Genomic DNA, 16,545 nt, shown 5'->3' with positions numbered 1-16,545 from the left:
CCCTACCGACTCACCGCGGCGAGCGCCTCGGGCAGCGTGAAGCGTCCCGCGTAGAGCGCCTTGCCAACGATGGCGCCCTCGACGCCGTGACCGGCCAGGGTAGCGATGGCCCGCAGATCATCGAGACTCGATACTCCGCCGGAAGCGATGATGGGAGCAGCGGTGTGTTCGGCGACGCGGGCGAGCAGCTCCAGATTGGGCCCGTTCAGCGTGCCGTCCTTGGTGACGTCGGTGACGACGAAACGTGAACAGCCCTCGCTGTTGAGCCGTTTCAGCACCGGCCACAGCTCGCCGCCGTCGGTCTCCCAACCACGGCCGCGCAGCCGATGCGAACCGTCGACGATCTTGACGTCGAGGCCAACGGCCACCTTCTCGCCGTGCGCGGCGATCATGCGGCCACACCATTGCGGGTTCTCCAGTGCGGCGGTGCCAAGGTTGACCCGCGCACAACCGGTGGCCAGCGCCGCCGCCAGCGAGTCGTCGTCGCGAATTCCTCCGGACAGTTCGACCTTGACGTCCAACTTGCCGATGACCTCGGCGAGCAGTTGGAGGTTCGAGCCCCGCCCGAACGCGGCGTCGAGGTCGACCAAATGTATCCACTCGGCGCCGTCGCGCTGCCAAGTCAGAGCAGCGTCCAGCGCTGAGCCGTAATCGGTTTCGCTGCCTGCGACACCCTGTACCAGGCGCACCGCCTTGCCCTCGACGACGTCGACGGCGGGCAGCAGAATCAATGGAACGTTAGTCACTCAGAGCCCCTCGACCCAATTGCTGAGCAGCGCCGCACCCGCGTCGCCGCTCTTCTCCGGATGAAATTGCGTGGCCGACAGCGGACCGTTCTCGACTGCCGCCAGGAACGGCACGTGGTGGGTGGCCCAGGTCAGCACCGCATCGTCGTCGCCCTCCCAGCGCTGCGCGGCGTAGGAATGCACGAAGTAGAACCGGGTGCCCGTGTCGATGCCCTTGAACAGCCTGCTGCCCGCACCGGCGTCCACGACGTTCCACCCCATGTGCGGGATGATCGGCGCGTCCAAATGCACTACGGAGCCTGGCCATTGGCCACACCCGACGGTCTCCACCCCGAACTCCACCCCGCGGCTGAACAGGATCTGCATGCCGACGCAGATTCCGAGCACCGGCCGGCCGGCGGCCAACCGGTCCGCGATGATCCGCTCACCGTCGATGCCGCGCAGCCCCGACATGCACGCCGCGTACGCGCCGACCCCTGGTACGACGAGTCCGTCGGCAGCGGCGGCCGCGCGTGGGTCGGCGGTCACCTCGACCTGCGCGCCGACCCGCTCCAAGGCGCGTTGAGCCGACCGGAGGTTGCCCGAGCCGTAGTCGAGGACAACCAGGGACTTCACGGTCACAGGGTGCCTTTGGTGGACGGCACGCCCGTCACCCGCGGGTCGGGTTCCACGGCCTGCCGCAGCGCCCTGGCCACGGCCTTGTACTGAGCCTCGGTGATGTGGTGCGGATCCCGGCCGTAGAGCGTGCGCACGTGTAGCGCGATGCGGGCATTCATGGCCAGCGACTCGAACACGTGCCGGTTGATCACGGTGTGGTACGGCACCTCGCTGCCCGCAATGGTGCTGTGCAGCATGTGATCCGGCTCGCCGGTGTGCACGCAGTACGGGCGCCCGGAGACGTCGACGGCCGCATGGGCAAGCGTCTCGTCCATCGGAATGAACGCGTCGCCGAACCGCCGGATGCCCTTCTTGTCGCCGAGCGCCTCGCCCAGCGCCTGGCCGAGCACGATCGCGGTGTCCTCGATGGTGTGGTGCCCCTCGATCTCGACGTCGCCCTTGGCGTGCACCGTCAGGTCGAAGCTGGCGTGGCTGCCAAGCGAGTTCAGCATGTGGTCGTAGAACGGAATGCCGGTGCTGATGTCGGTCTTTCCGGTGCCATCGAGGTCGATTTCGACGACGATGTCGGATTCCTTGGTCTTGCGTTCTACGCGGGCGCGGCGGGTCACGATGCTCCTCGGAGGCTCTCTTGGGCTGAGACGAGTTCGGTGTCGGACAACCGGGAACTGACGTCGAGCAAGGTGTCGTTCTCCTCGGCCAGACCGGTGGTGGCACGCAGGAATCCGGGGATGCCGACGTCGCGGATCAGCACGCCCTCGTCGAGGTAGCGCTGCCACGACGCGGGCGCGTCGGCGAAGTCGCCAAAAAGCACGAAGTTGGCGTCACTCGGAATGACGCGGAACCCCATGTCGGTCAACGCCTTCGTGACTCGCTCGCGTTCGGCGATCAGCAGTGCCACGCTGCCGAGGGTGTCGACGGAGTGGCGCAGCGCGGCGCGGGCGGCAGCCTGGGTGAGGCAGGACAGGTGGTACGGCAGCCGAACGAGCAGCAGCGCGTCGATGACGGCGGGATCGGCCGCCAGGTATCCGAGCCGACCGCCGGCGAACGCGAACGCCTTGCTCATGGTGCGGGTGACGACGAGCTTCGCCGGGAAGTCGGACAGCAGACGCACCGCGCTGGGCTGGGACGAGAACTCGCCGTAGGCCTCGTCGACGATCACGATGCCGGGCGCAACGTCGAGCAGGCGCCGCAGGTCGTCGAGCGAGACACTTTGACCCGACGGGTTGTTGGGACTGGCGAGGAACACCACGTCCGGCCGCCGATCGGCGATCGCGGCGACCGCGACGTCGACGTCGAGGCCGAAGTCGTCGGCCCTGGCGGCCTCCAGCCAGTCGGTTTGCGTGCCGTCGGAGATGATCGGGTGCATCGAGTACGACGGCACGAACCCGATGGCGCTGCGTCCCGGCCCTCCGAAGGCCTGGAGCAGCTGTTGCAGGATCTCGTTGGAACCGTTTGCCGCCCAGAGGTTCTCGGTTGTCAGGGACACACCTGTCTGCCCGGTGAGGTAGGCCGCCAGGTCCGCTCGCAGCTGCACCACGTCGCGGTCGGGGTATCGGTGCAAGTCGGAGGCGGCGTCGCGCACGGAGGCCGCGACGTCGTCGACGAGCGCCTGCGTGGGCGGGTGCGGGTTCTCGTTGGTGTTGAGCCGCACCGGAACCGAGAGCTGAGGCGCACCGTACGGCGACTTGCCACGAAGGTTCTCGCGCAGCGGCAGGTCTTCCAGAGAGATCTTGCGCGTGCTCCTCATCGCTCGAACCTCCGCCGGACCGCCTCGCCGTGCGCGGGCAGGTTCTCGGCCTGCGACAGCGTGATCACGTACCCGGACACGTCCTTCAGCGCCGCCTCGTCGTAGTCGACGACGTGGATGCCCTTGAGGAACGTCTGCACCGACAAGCCGCTTGAGTGCCGCGCACAACCCGCGGTTGGCAGCACGTGATTGGATCCCGCGCAGTAGTCGCCGAGGCTGACCGGTGAATAAGCCCCAACGAATATGGCACCGGCCGAACGGATTTGGCTGGACACCTCGCGCGCGTCGACAGTCTGGATCTCCAGATGTTCGGCGGCGTAGGCGTTGACGGTACGCACGCCTGCGTCGATGTCGTCGACGAGCACGATGGCCGATTGCTTGCCCGTCAGCGCCGCGGTTACGCGTTCGCGGTGCACGGTGGTCTCCAGCTGGTTCGCGAGTTCCCGGTCGGTGGCGTCGGCCAGCTTCGTGCTGTCGGTGACGAGCACACTGGCCGCCAGCTCGTCGTGTTCGGCCTGGCTGATCAGATCCGCGGCGATGTGTACCGGGTCGGCAGAGTTGTCGGCGAGGATCGCGATCTCGGTGGGCCCCGCTTCGGCGTCGATGCCGACCTGCGAGCGGCAGATCCGCTTGGCGGCAGTGACGTAGATGTTGCCGGGGCCGGTGATCATGTCGACGGGCGCCAGCTCCGCGCCGTCGGTATCGGTGCCGCCGTAGGCCAGCAGCGCCACCGCCTGAGCGCCACCCACGGCCCAGACCTCGTCGACGCCCAACAGCGCCGCGGCCGCCAGGATGGTCGGGTGTGGCAGGCCACCGAACTCCGCCTGAGGCGGGCTGGCGATCACCAACGAGTCCACCCCGGCGGTCTGGGCGGGCACGACGTTCATGATCACGCTCGACGGGTAGACCGCGTTGCCGCCGGGCACGTACAGGCCGACCCGCTCGACGGGCACCCACCGCTCGGTGACCGTCGCGCCGGGCGCCAGCGTCGTGGTGGTGTCGGTGCGGCGTTGGTCGGCGTGGACGACGCGGGTGCGCTCGATCGCCACTTCCAGCGCCGTGCGCACGGCGGGCTCGAGTTCGGCGAGCGCCGCAGCCAGTCGTGAGGCAGGCACGCGGACGGTGTCCGGCCGCACTCCGTCGAACGTCTGGCCGTAGTCCAACGCCGCGACGGCACCCCGCTCGACGATCGCGTCGACGATGGGACGCACCTTGGGGACCACTGAATCCACGTCGACCCCGCCACGTGGCAACACGGCCCGCAGGCCTGCGGTCGACAGCTGCTGACCCCGCAGATCGATGCGGGACATCAACACGGAAGAGTCCTTCACGTTGACTATTGTCCCAGAGCAGTACAAATCGAATACGGGAGCCGTCATGTCCGCGTCACCTTCGAAGAAGGACCACCCCAACAACGCCCCCGGCGTACCCATGCTGATGCCGGTGTGGCTGGAGCGAGTGCAGATCAAGTACATCAACCCGCTGGTCCGGCCACTGTCGAAGCGGATGCCCGGCGTCGCCGTGGTCAAGCACCGCGGCCGCACCTCTGGCAAGGACTTCGAGACCATCGTCACCGCGTACCGCAAGGACGACGTGCTGGCGATCGGGCTGATGCACGGGAAGACCAACTGGGTCAAGAACGTGCTGGCCGCCGGCGAGGCCGACATCCACGTCGGGCGCAAGGACCTGCATCTGGTCAATCCCCGGGTGCTGCCCGCAGGCACGGTCGACGCCACGCTGCCGCGGGTCGTCCAGATGCTCGCGAAGCGGCAGGGCACCTTCGTCGCCGACATAGCGTGAAACCCGTTTGATCTGACGGCCGGCCAACTGCGACACTGCGGTGATGGCCTGGGAGTTGTGGTTGGCGTTCATCGGCGCGGCGATCTTGATCGCCGTCTCCCCTGGCGCGGGCGCGATCCAGTCGATGGCGACCGGACTCACCCACGGCGTGCGCCGCGGCTACTGGAGCATCCTCGGTCTCGAGATCGGGCTGATGCTGCAACTCGCGCTGGTCGCCCTGGGACTCGGCGCCGTGGTCACCGGATCGATCGTCGCCTTCAACATCATCAAGTGGGTGGGCGTCGCCTATCTGCTCTACCTCGCCGTACGGCAATGGCGCACGGCGACGCGGGACCTCCGGGAACAGCTGGACACCTCGACCGACGGCGGCCGAGCTGCGCTGGTCGTACGCGGCTTCCTGGTCAACGCCACCAACCCGAAGGGCCTGGTGTTCTTCCTCGCGGTACTGCCCCAATTCGTGGTGCCCACGGCGCCGCTGCTTCCCCAGTATCTGGCGATCGGCGTGACCATGGTTGCCGTCGACTTGGTGGTGATGGGGCTGTACACCGGGCTCTCGGTGCGGCTGATGCGGTGGATGCACACCCCGCGGCAACAGACGGTGGTCAACCGCGTCTTCTCGGGCCTGTTCGCAACGGCCGCCGTTGTGCTGTCGTTGGTGCGCCGCGCCGCGACCGCCTAGGACTTCGTCGGCAGTATCACCGCCGACGGACGCGTGCCGTCGTGGTAGATCGTCTGATCGGCGGCGCGAAGGACGGTCGCCGTGGCGTGCGATTCGCCGGTGCCAGGGTTGCGCGCGTAGCGCGGAAACGCGCCGCTGGAGACCTGGACCCTGATGCGGTGGCCGCGCTTGAAGCGGTACGCCGTCGACCACAACCGCACGGAGGCGCAGGCGATTTCGTCAGCACCGGCCAGGCTGACGAGGCCGTCGCAGACGTTGTATGAGCGACCGCCGGGGTGGACGTCACAGAGCCGGACGAACACGTCGGCGTTGGGGCGGCTCGAGCGGAACCAGATCTCGGCGCTGACGTCGCCGATGACTTCGACGTCGTTGTCCAATACGGCGCTGGTGTAGGTCAACACATCCTGCCGGGCCTCCAACTTGGTGTTGTCGACGCTGCCACGGGCGCCGGCACGCATGATCACCCCGCCGACGGCGGGGGTGGGGTCAGCCGGGTCATAGCGGTATTCGTCGGGCTCGGATTCGCCCGGCAGCTGCGAAGACAACACTCCGTCGGCCTGCAGGTAGAAGTGTTGTGCCGAATAGCCTGGCGGCGGCCAGGATTCGAAGTCGCGCCACGCGTCCTCACCCATCACGTACAGGCGCACCGGTGCCCGAGGTGGCGGCTGCTCACCGCGTCCGTAGGCGAGGCCGAACTCGATGGACTCCTGCAGCGGTACCGGGTCTAGGGCCATGTGCGTCCACGGCCCGACCGTCAGGCGCGCCGTGCGACCCGCGTCCTGCAGGGCCCGAAAGTCGCGAAGCTGGCCGGGCAGGAAGATGTCGTACCATCCCCCGATCGAGAGGACCGGCACGGTCACCTTCGCCACCCGGTGGCTCTGGTCGAAGCCCGCCCAACGTGGGGAGTCCGCGTCGTTGGCGAGGATGTCCTGGACGTAGTCGACGCGGTGCCCGGCGGCGGCCACGTCGGCCTGCCCCAGCGGAAGCTCGTACAACGCCCGGGCGTTCTTGCGACCGGAAACGAGTTGCCGCAGAATCGCCCCGCGACGTTCCTGACCGGCCATCATGATGCCCCACGAAAACGGCGTCTCCAGGGACAGGCCGTCCTTGCGCAGAAACTCAAGCGTCAATGCGGACTCGGTCACCTGGGTAACCATCGCCTTGACCTGCGGCGGCAGACTGTCGGCCACCGCCCACTGCACGTAGCCGAGGTAGCTCCCGCCGATCAGCACCATCGAATCGCCGAACCACGGCTGCTTCACCACCCAGTCCAACGTCGCCAGGCCGTCCTCGCGCTCCTGCCGCATCGGGTCGAAGATGCCGCCCGACCCGAACGTGCCGCGGGTGCTCTGGATCAGCACCTGGAATCCGCGTTCGGCCATCACCCGGCCCATGGTCAGGCCGAACAATCCCCGACGGCCGTACGGCGATCGATACAACGCGGTGGGCAGCGCGGTGGACGATGACTCGCCCCCGGCGCGCGGCGCCCACCGGTCCGCCAGCAGTTCGGTCCCGTCGGGCATCGGCACCCGAAGATCCCGCTGCACGACGACATCGCGGGTGAGCGGCGGCGGCGCCTTGAGTACACGTTCGACGAGGTGGCTGATCAGGTTCACCGCACCACGTTAAGGCCTAGCCGCGGGTGAACACCGTCTTGCCGGTCATCGTCGGCCACACGTCCGCCGCGTCGTCCCACGCCACGACCCGTTCGACGACGGGTGCGAGATCATTTGTACTGGCGAGCAATTCGATGATCTCCGGAATCACCGCACGCGCGTTCACCCGGCCCGTGACGAATCGCACCCCTCTGGTGTACATCGGGAGCAGCGGCATTTCGACGGCCTGGTAGTAGATCCCGGTGTCGGTGCAGACCCCGTCGGGCCAGGTCGCCCGCAACGTCGCCGCGAGCATCGCCGGATCTGCCGTGGTGTGCACGGTCACCGGGTAGGGGGCCCAGCCCTTGTCGGGCTTGGCCCGGTCGTGGACGACGGCGCCCAGCTTCTCTGCAGCGGCCAGCCGGTTCGGGTCGGTGTCGACGTAGTCGACGGCTGCGCCGAGCGCGACGCCGAACGCGGCCGCGTAGAGCCCGATGGAGAGCCGGCCCATGACGAGCACGCGTCGGTCGGCGGCGTCGAGCCCGGCGAGTTCCCTGGCGTACGGGCCGACCGCGCGCCAGCCATCGGGGATGTTGTCCGACATCGAGGCGATGGCCACGGGGTCGACGCCGGATGGAAGCGAGATCAGCATCGCGTCCGCAAAGGGCACCATGACCAAGTCGGCCATGAACCCACCACCGTCCAGTCCTGCCAAGGGGGCCATCCCGTACATCGCCATGAGCGGCAGCGAGGCGCACGAGCCGGTGACACCGCGGCGGCACGCCGCGCAGCTTCCGCAGTTGATCTGGAACGGCACGATGACCTTGTCACCGACGCGTACCGACGCCACCTCGCTGCCGACTTCCACGACCTCTCCGATGCCTTCGTGGCCGAGCGCGTGGCCGGGCGGCATCGGGAGTCCACCCTGCGACACCCACACGTCGAGGTCGCAGCACGCCACCGCGAGCGGTCGCACCAGCGCCTGACCGGTCGCGGTGATCGTGGGGTCGGGGACGTCGCGCCACGAGCAGGCGTCGGCACCGTCGAGCATCAGTTGTCGCATCGTTTTCGTCCCTTCGGGTGACCGTTTCCCGTATTCTTGAGCGACCTTTCTAGTATTGTCAAGGGATGCCACGCCCCGACCGCAGTCGCGCCGCACTCGTCGAGAGTGCGGGTCTCCTATTCCGTCGCCAGGGGTACGCCGCGACCGGTGTAAACCAGATCCTCGAGGCGGCCGACGTCAAGGCCGGGTCGCTCTACCACCACTTCCCTGACGGCAAGGCCCAACTGGCGGCCGCCGTCGTCGACGGCGTCGGCGGTGGCATCACGCGCCTGTTGCGTACGTTCCTCGCGACCGACGCCAGCCCCGCGGAGATCGTGGGCCGCTGGATCGACATGCTGGCGGACGGCCTCCAGGGTGACCACCGTGACGGATGTCCCATCGAACCGATCGCGAGTGAGTCCGTGAACGCCAGCCCGGTGGTGCGGGCCGCGTCCGTGCGCGCGTTCGACGGCTGGTGCACCGCCGTCGCCGAGCGGCTCATTGCGGACGGATGGTCGACGGATGCGGCGACGCAGACGGCACGCGCGATCATCGCCCTGATCGAGGGCGCGCTGATCCTCTCGCGGATCGCCGGTGATCGTGCGGCGCTGGACGCTGCGAAAGTCGCTGCGCGCACACTGCTTAGCCCTCGCTGAGCGTGCGCCTGATGATCGCGCTGGCCTCCTCCATGGCCATGCGGAGGGGCTCGGCCAGATCGTCGGGCAGCGCGTCGCGGGACCAGACGAATCGGCAACGGTCCGCGCCGTCCGGGACGATCTGCATCGCGGCGTTGTCGTGCTCGGGTCGCACGGTGTCACCGACCATCGAGTAGACGATCCGACGCGCGTCGTCATCGCAGGCGACCAGCTGCTCCCTAGCGATCGTGCCGTTCGCGAACGTCACCACGCGGATGTTGCCCTCGGCGTGGGACGAGGCCACGTAGCCGCGGGCCATTCCGACCGGGCCGTCCGCCCAGTCACGGATCACCCGCCATACTTGCGCCGCGTTGGCGTCGATCACGAACTCGATGCGTATTGATGCCATGTACCCAGTCTCACGTCGCGGAGACACCGGGTCTTGAAGATGCTTGCAGGAGTTTCGCCTGTGGGATTGTCGGACCAGCGGGCTAGCCTTCGCACCGTGGTGTCAGCGGTTACCCTCGCGGCTCGTCGGGAGTTCACCCTTCGCGCCTGGACCTGTCAGGCCGACTGTTCGGGCTGGTCGCAGATCGAGCGCCCGGCCGAAGCACGGCTGGTCCTGGTGCGCACGGGGCGGTTTCGGCGGCGCGGGGCCGACGGTCCGGTGGATCTCGACCCGACGGTCGGGTACTTCGGCGTGCCAGGCGAGGAAGAGCAGTTCGCACATCCGCACGGCGGCGACGTGTGCACCTCGGTGCAGCTATCCGCCGCATCCTGGTGGCAGCTGGTCGGCGAACCGGGTCGGGTGCACCGCTCAGCGATATACGTCGACGCCCGGTTGGAGCTCGCGCACCGCCGGCTGCTGGCCGCGGGGAATAGCGATGTCGACTACCTGCTCGCCGAGGATCTGCTACGCCTGGTGGCGGCGGCGCTGCGTGGCGCGGTGGATCGGCGGATGCCGATGGCCGACCCGCCCGCGCCCGCTGACCGGCGACTTGTGGAGCGGGCACGCGCGGCGATCCACGACGATCACCCGGCAGCGCACGGGCTGTTCCCGCTCGCCGCGGTGCTTGGTGCTTCCCCGTATCGGTTGAGCCGGGCGTTCCCAAGGGAGCTAGGTGTGTCCCTGACCAGGTACCGCAACCGCGTCCGGGTCGGGCACGCGCTCGACCGGCTGGAGCGTGACGAGGCCACACTGGCCGACATCGCCGCCTCGCTGGGCTTCGCCGACCAGGCGCACTTCAGCCGCACGATGCGCGAGCACGTAAGTTCCACGCCGACCGCGCTCCGCCGTGCCCTGTTCGCGTTCGGCGAGGCCCGACGGTGAGCGCGATCGGCTTGCGGCGGTTCGTATTCCGCATGACGCCAGCTCGCCCATGCATAGCGAGGGCAGCGTCGCCGCAAGCCCTACTTGCAGGCTTCCGCGATCTTGGTATTGAGCGCGTCCGCATCGTGTAGCCGGGTGGCCTGCTCGGGATCGGTATTCAAGGCGCCCGCGATCGAGGCCGCACCGATGTCCATCAGCGTATTGGCGAACTTCCGCGCGTCGTCGGCAAGCGGCGCGGGCGTCGCTGGGGCCAGCCGGTCCGCGAGGTACTGCCCGCCGGCGGACAACGACAGGCGGGCGTTCGCCGCCACCGCCATGGACCCGGTCACGTCGGCCTCACCGCCCGGGCTCTGAAGGTTCGTGTTCAGGGAAATGCCCCTGCGCACGAGGTCGGTGGCAGCGCATATAGCCGCCTTGGCGTCAGCCTGCTGCGCGCTGCTGTACGTCGTAGCGGCGGCGGGTGCAGGTGCGGGACGGAACGCCGTCCAGCCCGCTAGCCCGAGTGCGCCAAGCGCGACGATGAGGGCAAGCACCGGTACGACTCCGACTCGCTTTCGCGAATCGGCATGGCTGGTCGCGGTGGTTTCACTCGAAGGCATGGCGCGATACTAGCCGTCCGAGCAAACAGGACCCTGAGCTCGGCGGCCACCGTTCGCCGTTAGACGTCCAGCCCGACGTCGAGCACTCGTACCGAATGGGTGAGCGCGCCGACGGCCAGGTAGTCGACTCCGGTTCCGGCGTACGCGGCCGCTGATTCGAGCGAAAGTCCGCCCGAGGACTCGAGTTTGGTGCCAGGCGCCTTGGCGTCGCGGCGCTGGACCGCGATCTGCGTCTGCCACACCGGGAAGTTGTCCAGCAGGACGAGTTCGACGTGCTCGCCGAAGATCTCGTCGAGCTGCTCGAGTGAGTCGACTTCGACCTCGCATGGCAGGTCCGGGGCGGCGGCCCGGACGGCACGCAGCGCCGCAAGCACCCCGCCCGCCGCGGCGACGTGGTTGTCCTTGATCAAGGCCGCGTCGCCCAGGCCCATCCGGTGGTTGACGCCACCGCCGACGCGCACCGCGTACTTCTGCAGCAGTCGAAGTCCGGGCAGCGTCTTGCGGGTGTCGCGGATCTTCGCGTGGGTCCCTTCCACGGCCTCCACCCAGTGCGCCGTCGCGGTCGCGATTCCGGACAGGTGGCACACCAGGTTCAGCATGGTGCGCTCAGCCGTGAGCAGATCGCACGTACGTGCGTCGACGGTCAGCAGTGCGTCGCCGGGTGCCAAGCGGGTGCCGTCCTCAACGCGGTGCACGACGCGGTACTCGTCGGCGCCGAGGACCGCGTCGAGCACCAGCAGTGCGATGTCGACCCCCGCGGCCACCCCGGCCTCCCGCGTGGCCATCGAGACGATCGTGGTGGCGTCGGAAGGCACCGTCGCGAGTGAGGTGACGTCGGGGCCGTAGCGCAGGTCCTCATCGAGTGCGCGTGCGATCGTGGCGCGCGCTTCAGCCAGTTCGTCGTCCGTCAACGCCATCAGCAGCACGCCGCTGCGGGCTGTTCGACCACCGGCCGTCCGGAGGGGCCGATACGCACCGACGTGCTGATGGCGCGGGCCGGATCGAGCTCCGGATGATCCGATCGGTGGTGACAGCCGCGGGATTCGGTGCGCTCGAGCGCGGCCGCCGCGACGGCACTGGCCGTAGCGGTCAGCGCGGCGTCCTCGAGCTCTGCCCGATGGACCGTCGGCCGATCAGGCGCGTGGGCGAGGAGCTCACCGAGCGTCCGCAGCCCGTCGGCGTCGCGGACCACCGACGCGTCGCGGGACATGGCGGCCTGGAGCTCGCCACGGGAAAGCCGCTTGCGGACAACGGGTTCGGCGACCTTTGCGGTGGGGCCACCGGACTCGGCGGCTTGCCGCGCGGCGGCCTTGCCCGCGCGGCCACCTACGACGAGGCCCTCCAGCAGGCTGTTGGACGCCAGCCGGTTCGCTCCGTGCATGCCGGTGCGGGCCACCTCGCCTGCCGCATACAGGCCCGCGAGTCCGGTGCGACCGTGAACGTCGGTGGTGACGCCGCCGCAGCTGTAGTGCGCTCCTGGGACCACCGGAATCAGTTGGCGCGTGGGGTCGATGCCCGCGGCCCGGCACGCGGCGGTCACCGTCGGGAACCGTCGGCCGAAGTCGGGAATCGACCGCGCATCGAGATACGCACACGGGTCGCCGGTCTGGGTGAGCCGCGCATCGATCGCCGCAGCGACGACGTCGCGCGGCGCGAGGTCGCCCATCGGGTGAACGCCCGCCGTGATGGAGTCGCCCCGCGCATCGAGCAAGATCGCGCCCTCACCGCGGAGTGCCTCGGTGATCAACGGCCGTCGCCCGCCCGCCTGCCCGTCGTACAGCATCGTTGGGTGGAACTGGATGAACTCGATGTCGCTGACCGGCAGTCCGGCCCACAGTGCCAGCGCCACCCCGTCGCCGGTCGAGCCCTCGGGGTTCGTGGTCGCCGAGAACAGATGGCCGAGGCCTCCCGTGGCGAGGATGACCGAGGGTGCGTGCAGCACTCCGAGCCCGTCGGGGTTGCTCACCAACACCCCAGTCACCGCACCGTCGTGCTGAAGCACTTGCAGCGCAACGTGATTGCGTCGGATGTCCAATGTCGCCGCGGCACGGTCGAGCGCACGTTGCACCTCGGCCCCGGTGGCGTCCCCGCCCGCGTGGATGATCCGCCTGCGGGAGTGTCCGCCCTCGCGGGTCAACGACCACTGGCCCGGCGCCGTCTCGTCGAAACGAGCTCCGTCGTCGACCAGTTCCGCGACGGCCCCGTAGCCCGACGAGACGATGGACGTCACCGCTTCGGGGTCGCACAGGCCCCCACCCGCGGCCAACGTGTCGGCGACGTGCGCCTCGATGGAGTCGTCGGTCTGCGGAATCACGACGGCGATGCCGCCTTGGGCGTAGAAGGTTGCAGTCTCACTCGCCTTGCTCAGCACCACCACTCGGCGACCGGCCCGGTGCGCGGCCAACGCCGCGGCGAGTCCGGCAACGCCGGTGCCGATGACGACGACGTCGGCCCGCTGTTGCCAGTAGCCGACTCCGCCGCAGGTCATTCGCCGCCGCCGGGCTGCCCGATCTCGATCATGCGTTGCACGCTCGCGCTTGCCAGCCGAGCCGTCTCGAGGTCGACGTGCACTTCGTCGGCGCCGTCGACGAGGCACCGCAGCAGCGCCGCGGGGGTGATCATCTTCATGTACTTGCAGGACGCGCGATCGTTGACCGCAAGGAACTCGACGTCTGGTGCGGCGCGGCGCAATTGGTGCAGCATGCCCACCTCGGTGGCGACGAGCACCTGGCTGGCCTTCGTCTCGCGTGCGGCGTCCAACATGCCGCCCGTGGACAGGATCTTCACGCGCTCCTCGGGCACCGCACCCTCACCCGCGAGGTAGAGCGCCGAAGTCGCGCAACCACATTCGGGGTGCACGAAGAGTTCGGCGTCGGGATGGGCACGCGCCTTGTCGGCGAGTTCGTCGCCGTTGATCCCGGCATGCACGTGGCATTCGCCGGCCCACACGTGGAGGTTCTTGCGGCCGGTGATGCGCCGGACGTGCGCGCCGAGGAACTGGTCCGGGCAGAACAGCACCTCACGGTCGGCCGGGATGGAGGCCACCACCTCGACGGCGTTCGAGGAGGTGCAGCAGATGTCCGTCAGCGCCTTCACTGCCGCGGTGGTGTTGACGTAGGAGACCACGACGGCGTCGGGGTGTTCGTCCTTCCACGCCTGCAGGTCGGCGGCGGTGATCGAGTCGGCCAACGAGCAGCCGGCCCGCTGATCGGGGATCAGCACGGTCTTGGAGGGGCTGAGGATCTTGGCGGTCTCGGCCATGAAGTGCACGCCGCAGAAGACGATGGTGTCCTCGGGCGCCTCGGCCGCGATGCGCGAGAGCGCCAGCGAGTCACCGACGTGGTCGGCCACGTCCTGGATGGCGGGCAGCTGGTAGTTGTGCGCCAGCAGGGTCGCGTTGCGTTGCGTGGCGAGCCGTCGAACCTCGGCGGCCCACTCCTCGTCGGCGATGACGCCGCCGTAGCCGCCGGGCCCATTGGTGATCTGGGCGGCCCATCCGCTTCGTGACTCCGCGGTGTGGTCCAACACCGTCATTGCCGTCTCCTTTGATCGGACCAGGTTTTCGACTTATGATCGAAAACATGCCCAATCGTAGCACTGCCCACGAAGTGCTCGCCGTCGTGTTCCAAGTTCGGCAGTTGTCGACACGAAAGCCGCAGCTGAGCGTGCTCCTGTGGGAGCGGGCCATGGAACCGGAGCGCGGCGCGTGGTCGCTGCCCGGCGGCCAGCTGCGGCACGACGAGGACATGACGAGTTCAGTCCGGCGTCAACTCGCCGAGAAGGTGGACCTGCGTGAGTTGACCCATCTCGAGCAGCTCGCAGTGTTCAGCGAACCGGCCCGCGTGCCAGGCGACCGCGTCATCGCCTCGACCTTCCTCGGGTTGGTGCCCTCCCCCGCCACCCCGGAGCTGCCGCCCGATACGCGTTGGCACCCGGTCGACGCCTTGCCGCCGATGGCGTTCGACCACAAGACGATGATCCTCAACGCCCACACCCGCCTCGTTGCCAAGCTCTCGTATACGAACATCGGATTCGCCTTGACGCCACGGGAATTCGCACTCTCGACGCTGAGGGACATCTACAGCGCCGCGTTGGGTCACCAGGTCGACGCCACCAACCTGCAGCGAGTACTCGCCCGTCGCGGCGTCATCACGCCCACCGGCACCACCGCCAGATCGGGCCGCAGCGGCGGCCGACCTGCCGCGCTCTACCGGTTCGTGGAGGACACCTACCGCGTCACCGACGAGTTCGCCGCCCTGCGCCCGCCGACGTGACGGGACCCCGAATTGGTTTTTAAGGTTTCGTTAAGAGAGAATGACCGGATGGATCTTGGCAACGCAGCCATGTCGACCGGCGCCGAGTGGATCGGCCAGGCACCTCATGAGGCGCTGCGGCCCAAGGACCGGGCGGTACTGCCCCCCGACGATCCGTTCTACCTCCCGCCCCCAGGGTTCGAACACGCCCGACCCGGCACCGTGCTGCGGTCCCGCGACGTGCAGGTGGCGTTCCTCGGCCTGGTGCCACAGAAACTCGTCGCCACGCAATTGCTCTACCGCACCACCGACCTCAACGGCTTGCCGCAGGCCACGGTCACCACGGTGATCGCGCCCACCGACCGCACCGACGAGCGGCCATGCCCGATCGTTTCGTACCAGTGCGCCATCGACGCCGTCGCCGCACGGTGCTTCCCCTCGTATGCATTCCGCCGCGGGGCCCACGCGGTCGGGGCCGTTGCGCAGTTCGAGTTCCTCTTGGTTGCCGCCGCCCTCGCCGAGGGCTGGGCGGTGTCGGTGCCCGATCACGAGGGCTTGGCCGGAAGTTGGGGTGCCCCCTACGAACCCGGCTACCACGTGCTCGACGGACTGCGCGCGGCGCTCAACTACAAGCCGCTCAACCTGTCCGCCGATGCGCCGGTGGGGCTCTGGGGCTACTCCGGCGGCGGGCTCGCCACCGCATGGGCCGCCGAGGTTCAGACCGACTACGCACCCGACCTCAACGTCGTCGGCGCGGTGCTCGGATCACCCGTCGGCGACCTCGGGCACACGTTCAGACGACTCAACGGCACGTTCTTCTCCGGACTGCCCGCGATGGTCGTCGCCGCGTTGTCGCACGTGTATCCCGACCTCGACCGCATCATCGCCGAGCACGCCACCGACGAGGGCAAGGCCATGCTGAAACACCTCGAGACGATGACCACCGCAGGCGCCGTTCTGCGGCTCATCCGCAAGGACATGGACGACCTCGTCGACTGGCCGCTGGAGCGGATCCTCGCCACCCCCGAGGTGCGGCACGTCTTCGACAGCATCAAACTGGGCACCAAGGCGCCCAGCATTCCCGTCCTGATCGTGCAGGCCGTGCACGACGAGCTCATCTCCGTCGAGGTGATCGACGACCTCGCCGCTGCCTACAGCGCGGGCGGCACCAACGTCACCTACCACCGCGACGCGCTCAGCGAACACCTGCTGCTGCATCCGCTTTCGGCACCCATGACGCTGCGCTGGCTGCAGGACCGCTTCGCCGGCCTGCCCGTCTCCGAACATCGTGCGCGCACGAAGTGGCCGACGATGCTCAATCCCTCCACCTACCGCGGCATGCTGCGGCTCGGCATGATCAGCGCGAAGGTGCTTGCGGGACGTCCGGTGGGACGACGACCGCTGTCGGCACTGGATCAATAGCTCGCTACCCACCGCAGGCGTTGTCGGCGATGCTCGGATTCACAATTCATTCTTGCCATTTGAGCAAGAATTGTTGGCA

Annotated in this window: 18 protein-coding genes; 6 read left to right on the top strand and 12 right to left on the bottom strand. The window is 68.6% G+C overall.

The window, feature by feature from the left end; genetic code table 11:
• Nucleotides 1-2 precede the first annotated feature (2 nt).
• From priA to hisD, 5 genes are read right to left on the bottom strand one after another with little or no spacing between them, the layout of a single operon-like run.
• Nucleotides 3-746, bottom strand: coding sequence for a bifunctional 1-(5-phosphoribosyl)-5-((5-phosphoribosylamino)methylideneamino)imidazole-4-carboxamide isomerase/phosphoribosylanthranilate isomerase PriA (priA, locus tag SLQ33_RS12890; RefSeq protein ID WP_319454222.1), 744 nt, complete (start codon nt 744-746; stop codon nt 3-5).
• Nucleotides 747-1,367: an imidazole glycerol phosphate synthase subunit HisH gene (hisH, locus tag SLQ33_RS12885; RefSeq protein ID WP_319454221.1), complete on the bottom strand. Its 621-nt coding sequence runs from the start codon at nt 1,365-1,367 to the stop codon at nt 747-749. It lies immediately after the preceding gene.
• Nucleotides 1,364-1,975, bottom strand: coding sequence for an imidazoleglycerol-phosphate dehydratase HisB (gene hisB, locus SLQ33_RS12880; protein WP_319454369.1), 612 nt, complete (start codon nt 1,973-1,975; stop codon nt 1,364-1,366). Before hisB ends, hisH begins: the two co-directional genes overlap by 4 nt.
• Nucleotides 1,969-3,111 (bottom strand): histidinol-phosphate transaminase, encoded by a 1,143-nt coding sequence (locus SLQ33_RS12875; RefSeq protein WP_319454220.1) that lies wholly within the window; start codon nt 3,109-3,111, stop codon nt 1,969-1,971. The genes hisB and SLQ33_RS12875 overlap by 7 nt, the downstream gene beginning before the upstream one ends.
• Nucleotides 3,108-4,424: a histidinol dehydrogenase gene (gene hisD / locus SLQ33_RS12870; protein WP_319454368.1), complete on the bottom strand. Its 1,317-nt coding sequence runs from the start codon at nt 4,422-4,424 to the stop codon at nt 3,108-3,110. The genes SLQ33_RS12875 and hisD overlap by 4 nt, the downstream gene beginning before the upstream one ends.
• Nucleotides 4,425-4,488: 64 nt before the next feature.
• Here hisD and SLQ33_RS12865 point away from each other — a divergent pair, with 64 nt between their 5' ends.
• Complete coding sequence (locus tag SLQ33_RS12865) at nt 4,489-4,911, top strand: nitroreductase family deazaflavin-dependent oxidoreductase (protein ID WP_319454219.1); 423 nt, start codon at nt 4,489-4,491, stop codon at nt 4,909-4,911.
• 43 nt (nt 4,912-4,954) lie between these two features.
• Nucleotides 4,955-5,590, top strand: a complete 636-nt coding sequence (locus tag SLQ33_RS12860; protein WP_319454218.1) for a LysE family transporter — start codon at nt 4,955-4,957, stop codon at nt 5,588-5,590.
• Here the strand turns inward: SLQ33_RS12860 and SLQ33_RS12855 are convergent.
• Nucleotides 5,587-7,206, bottom strand: a complete 1,620-nt coding sequence (locus SLQ33_RS12855; RefSeq protein WP_319454217.1) for a CocE/NonD family hydrolase — start codon at nt 7,204-7,206, stop codon at nt 5,587-5,589. The two genes, SLQ33_RS12860 and SLQ33_RS12855, sit on opposite strands and share 4 nt — an antisense overlap.
• Nucleotides 7,207-7,222: 16 nt before the next feature.
• Nucleotides 7,223-8,248, bottom strand: a complete 1,026-nt coding sequence (locus tag SLQ33_RS12850; protein WP_319454216.1) for a zinc-dependent alcohol dehydrogenase — start codon at nt 8,246-8,248, stop codon at nt 7,223-7,225.
• A 65-nt stretch (nt 8,249-8,313) separates the two neighbouring features.
• On the opposite strand from SLQ33_RS12850, the gene SLQ33_RS12845 reads away from it, so the two are divergent.
• Nucleotides 8,314-8,883, top strand: coding sequence for a TetR/AcrR family transcriptional regulator (locus tag SLQ33_RS12845; protein WP_319454215.1), 570 nt, complete (start codon nt 8,314-8,316; stop codon nt 8,881-8,883).
• On the opposite strand, the gene SLQ33_RS12840 is transcribed toward SLQ33_RS12845, so the two are convergent.
• A complete protein-coding gene (locus SLQ33_RS12840) occupies nt 8,870-9,271 on the bottom strand; it encodes an SRPBCC family protein (protein WP_319454214.1) in 402 nt (133 codons plus the stop codon). The two genes, SLQ33_RS12845 and SLQ33_RS12840, sit on opposite strands and share 14 nt — an antisense overlap.
• 96 nt (nt 9,272-9,367) lie before the next feature.
• Here SLQ33_RS12840 and SLQ33_RS12835 point away from each other — a divergent pair, with 96 nt between their 5' ends.
• On the top strand, nt 9,368-10,192 hold the full coding sequence (locus SLQ33_RS12835; RefSeq protein WP_319454213.1) for an AraC family transcriptional regulator: 825 nt from the start codon (nt 9,368-9,370) through the stop codon (nt 10,190-10,192).
• A gap of 80 nt (nt 10,193-10,272) precedes the next feature.
• On the opposite strand, the gene SLQ33_RS12830 is transcribed toward SLQ33_RS12835, so the two are convergent.
• The 4 genes from SLQ33_RS12830 to nadA are packed head-to-tail and all read right to left on the bottom strand — an operon-like array spanning nt 10,273 to nt 14,325.
• Nucleotides 10,273-10,791 carry a hypothetical protein gene (locus SLQ33_RS12830; protein ID WP_319454212.1) on the bottom strand — a complete coding sequence of 173 codons (519 nt, stop codon included), beginning with the start codon at nt 10,789-10,791 and terminating at the stop codon, nt 10,273-10,275.
• A gap of 59 nt (nt 10,792-10,850) precedes the next feature.
• Nucleotides 10,851-11,708 carry a carboxylating nicotinate-nucleotide diphosphorylase gene (nadC, locus tag SLQ33_RS12825; protein WP_319454211.1) on the bottom strand — a complete coding sequence of 286 codons (858 nt, stop codon included), beginning with the start codon at nt 11,706-11,708 and terminating at the stop codon, nt 10,851-10,853.
• Nucleotides 11,708-13,279, bottom strand: coding sequence for an L-aspartate oxidase (locus SLQ33_RS12820; protein ID WP_319454210.1), 1,572 nt, complete (start codon nt 13,277-13,279; stop codon nt 11,708-11,710). The genes nadC and SLQ33_RS12820 overlap by 1 nt, the downstream gene beginning before the upstream one ends.
• Complete coding sequence (nadA, locus tag SLQ33_RS12815) at nt 13,276-14,325, bottom strand: quinolinate synthase NadA (protein WP_319454209.1); 1,050 nt, start codon at nt 14,323-14,325, stop codon at nt 13,276-13,278. Before nadA ends, SLQ33_RS12820 begins: the two co-directional genes overlap by 4 nt.
• 47 nt (nt 14,326-14,372) lie before the next feature.
• On the opposite strand from nadA, the gene SLQ33_RS12810 reads away from it, so the two are divergent.
• The gene (locus SLQ33_RS12810; RefSeq protein WP_319454208.1) at nt 14,373-15,065 is read left to right on the top strand and encodes an NUDIX hydrolase; all 693 of its coding nucleotides are present in this window, start codon (nt 14,373-14,375) and stop codon (nt 15,063-15,065) included.
• Between the two features lie 48 nt (nt 15,066-15,113).
• Nucleotides 15,114-16,466, top strand: a complete 1,353-nt coding sequence (locus tag SLQ33_RS12805; RefSeq protein ID WP_319454207.1) for a lipase family protein — start codon at nt 15,114-15,116, stop codon at nt 16,464-16,466.
• Nucleotides 16,467-16,545: the final 79 nt, after the last annotated feature.

The sequence above is a fragment of the Mycobacterium sp. RTGN6 genome (assembly GCF_033804605.1).
In the GTDB taxonomy this organism is placed as follows: Bacteria; Actinomycetota; Actinomycetes; order Mycobacteriales; family Mycobacteriaceae; genus Mycobacterium.
Note: the sequence above shows the minus strand (reverse complement) of the source record. Positions and strands in the feature narration are given on the sequence as shown.

What these genes read in the sequence shown, in the direction of transcription:
- SLQ33_RS12875 (WP_319454220.1), bottom strand. Translation starts at nt 3,111, where the DNA reads ATGAGGAGCACGCGCAAGATCTCTCTGGAAGACCTGCCGCTGCGCGAG.
- SLQ33_RS12865 (WP_319454219.1), top strand. Translation starts at nt 4,489, where the DNA reads ATGTCCGCGTCACCTTCGAAGAAGGACCACCCCAACAACGCCCCCGGC.
- SLQ33_RS12860 (WP_319454218.1), top strand. Translation starts at nt 4,955, where the DNA reads ATGGCCTGGGAGTTGTGGTTGGCGTTCATCGGCGCGGCGATCTTGATC.
- SLQ33_RS12850 (WP_319454216.1), bottom strand. Translation starts at nt 8,248, where the DNA reads ATGCGACAACTGATGCTCGACGGTGCCGACGCCTGCTCGTGGCGCGAC.
- SLQ33_RS12845 (WP_319454215.1), top strand. Translation starts at nt 8,314, where the DNA reads ATGCCACGCCCCGACCGCAGTCGCGCCGCACTCGTCGAGAGTGCGGGT.
- SLQ33_RS12840 (WP_319454214.1), bottom strand. Translation starts at nt 9,271, where the DNA reads ATGGCATCAATACGCATCGAGTTCGTGATCGACGCCAACGCGGCGCAA.
- SLQ33_RS12830 (WP_319454212.1), bottom strand. Translation starts at nt 10,791, where the DNA reads ATGCCTTCGAGTGAAACCACCGCGACCAGCCATGCCGATTCGCGAAAG.
- nadC (WP_319454211.1), bottom strand. Translation starts at nt 11,708, where the DNA reads ATGGCGTTGACGGACGACGAACTGGCTGAAGCGCGCGCCACGATCGCA.
- SLQ33_RS12820 (WP_319454210.1), bottom strand. Translation starts at nt 13,279, where the DNA reads ATGACCTGCGGCGGAGTCGGCTACTGGCAACAGCGGGCCGACGTCGTC.
- nadA (WP_319454209.1), bottom strand. Translation starts at nt 14,325, where the DNA reads ATGACGGTGTTGGACCACACCGCGGAGTCACGAAGCGGATGGGCCGCC.
- SLQ33_RS12810 (WP_319454208.1), top strand. Translation starts at nt 14,373, where the DNA reads ATGCCCAATCGTAGCACTGCCCACGAAGTGCTCGCCGTCGTGTTCCAA.
- SLQ33_RS12805 (WP_319454207.1), top strand. Translation starts at nt 15,114, where the DNA reads ATGGATCTTGGCAACGCAGCCATGTCGACCGGCGCCGAGTGGATCGGC.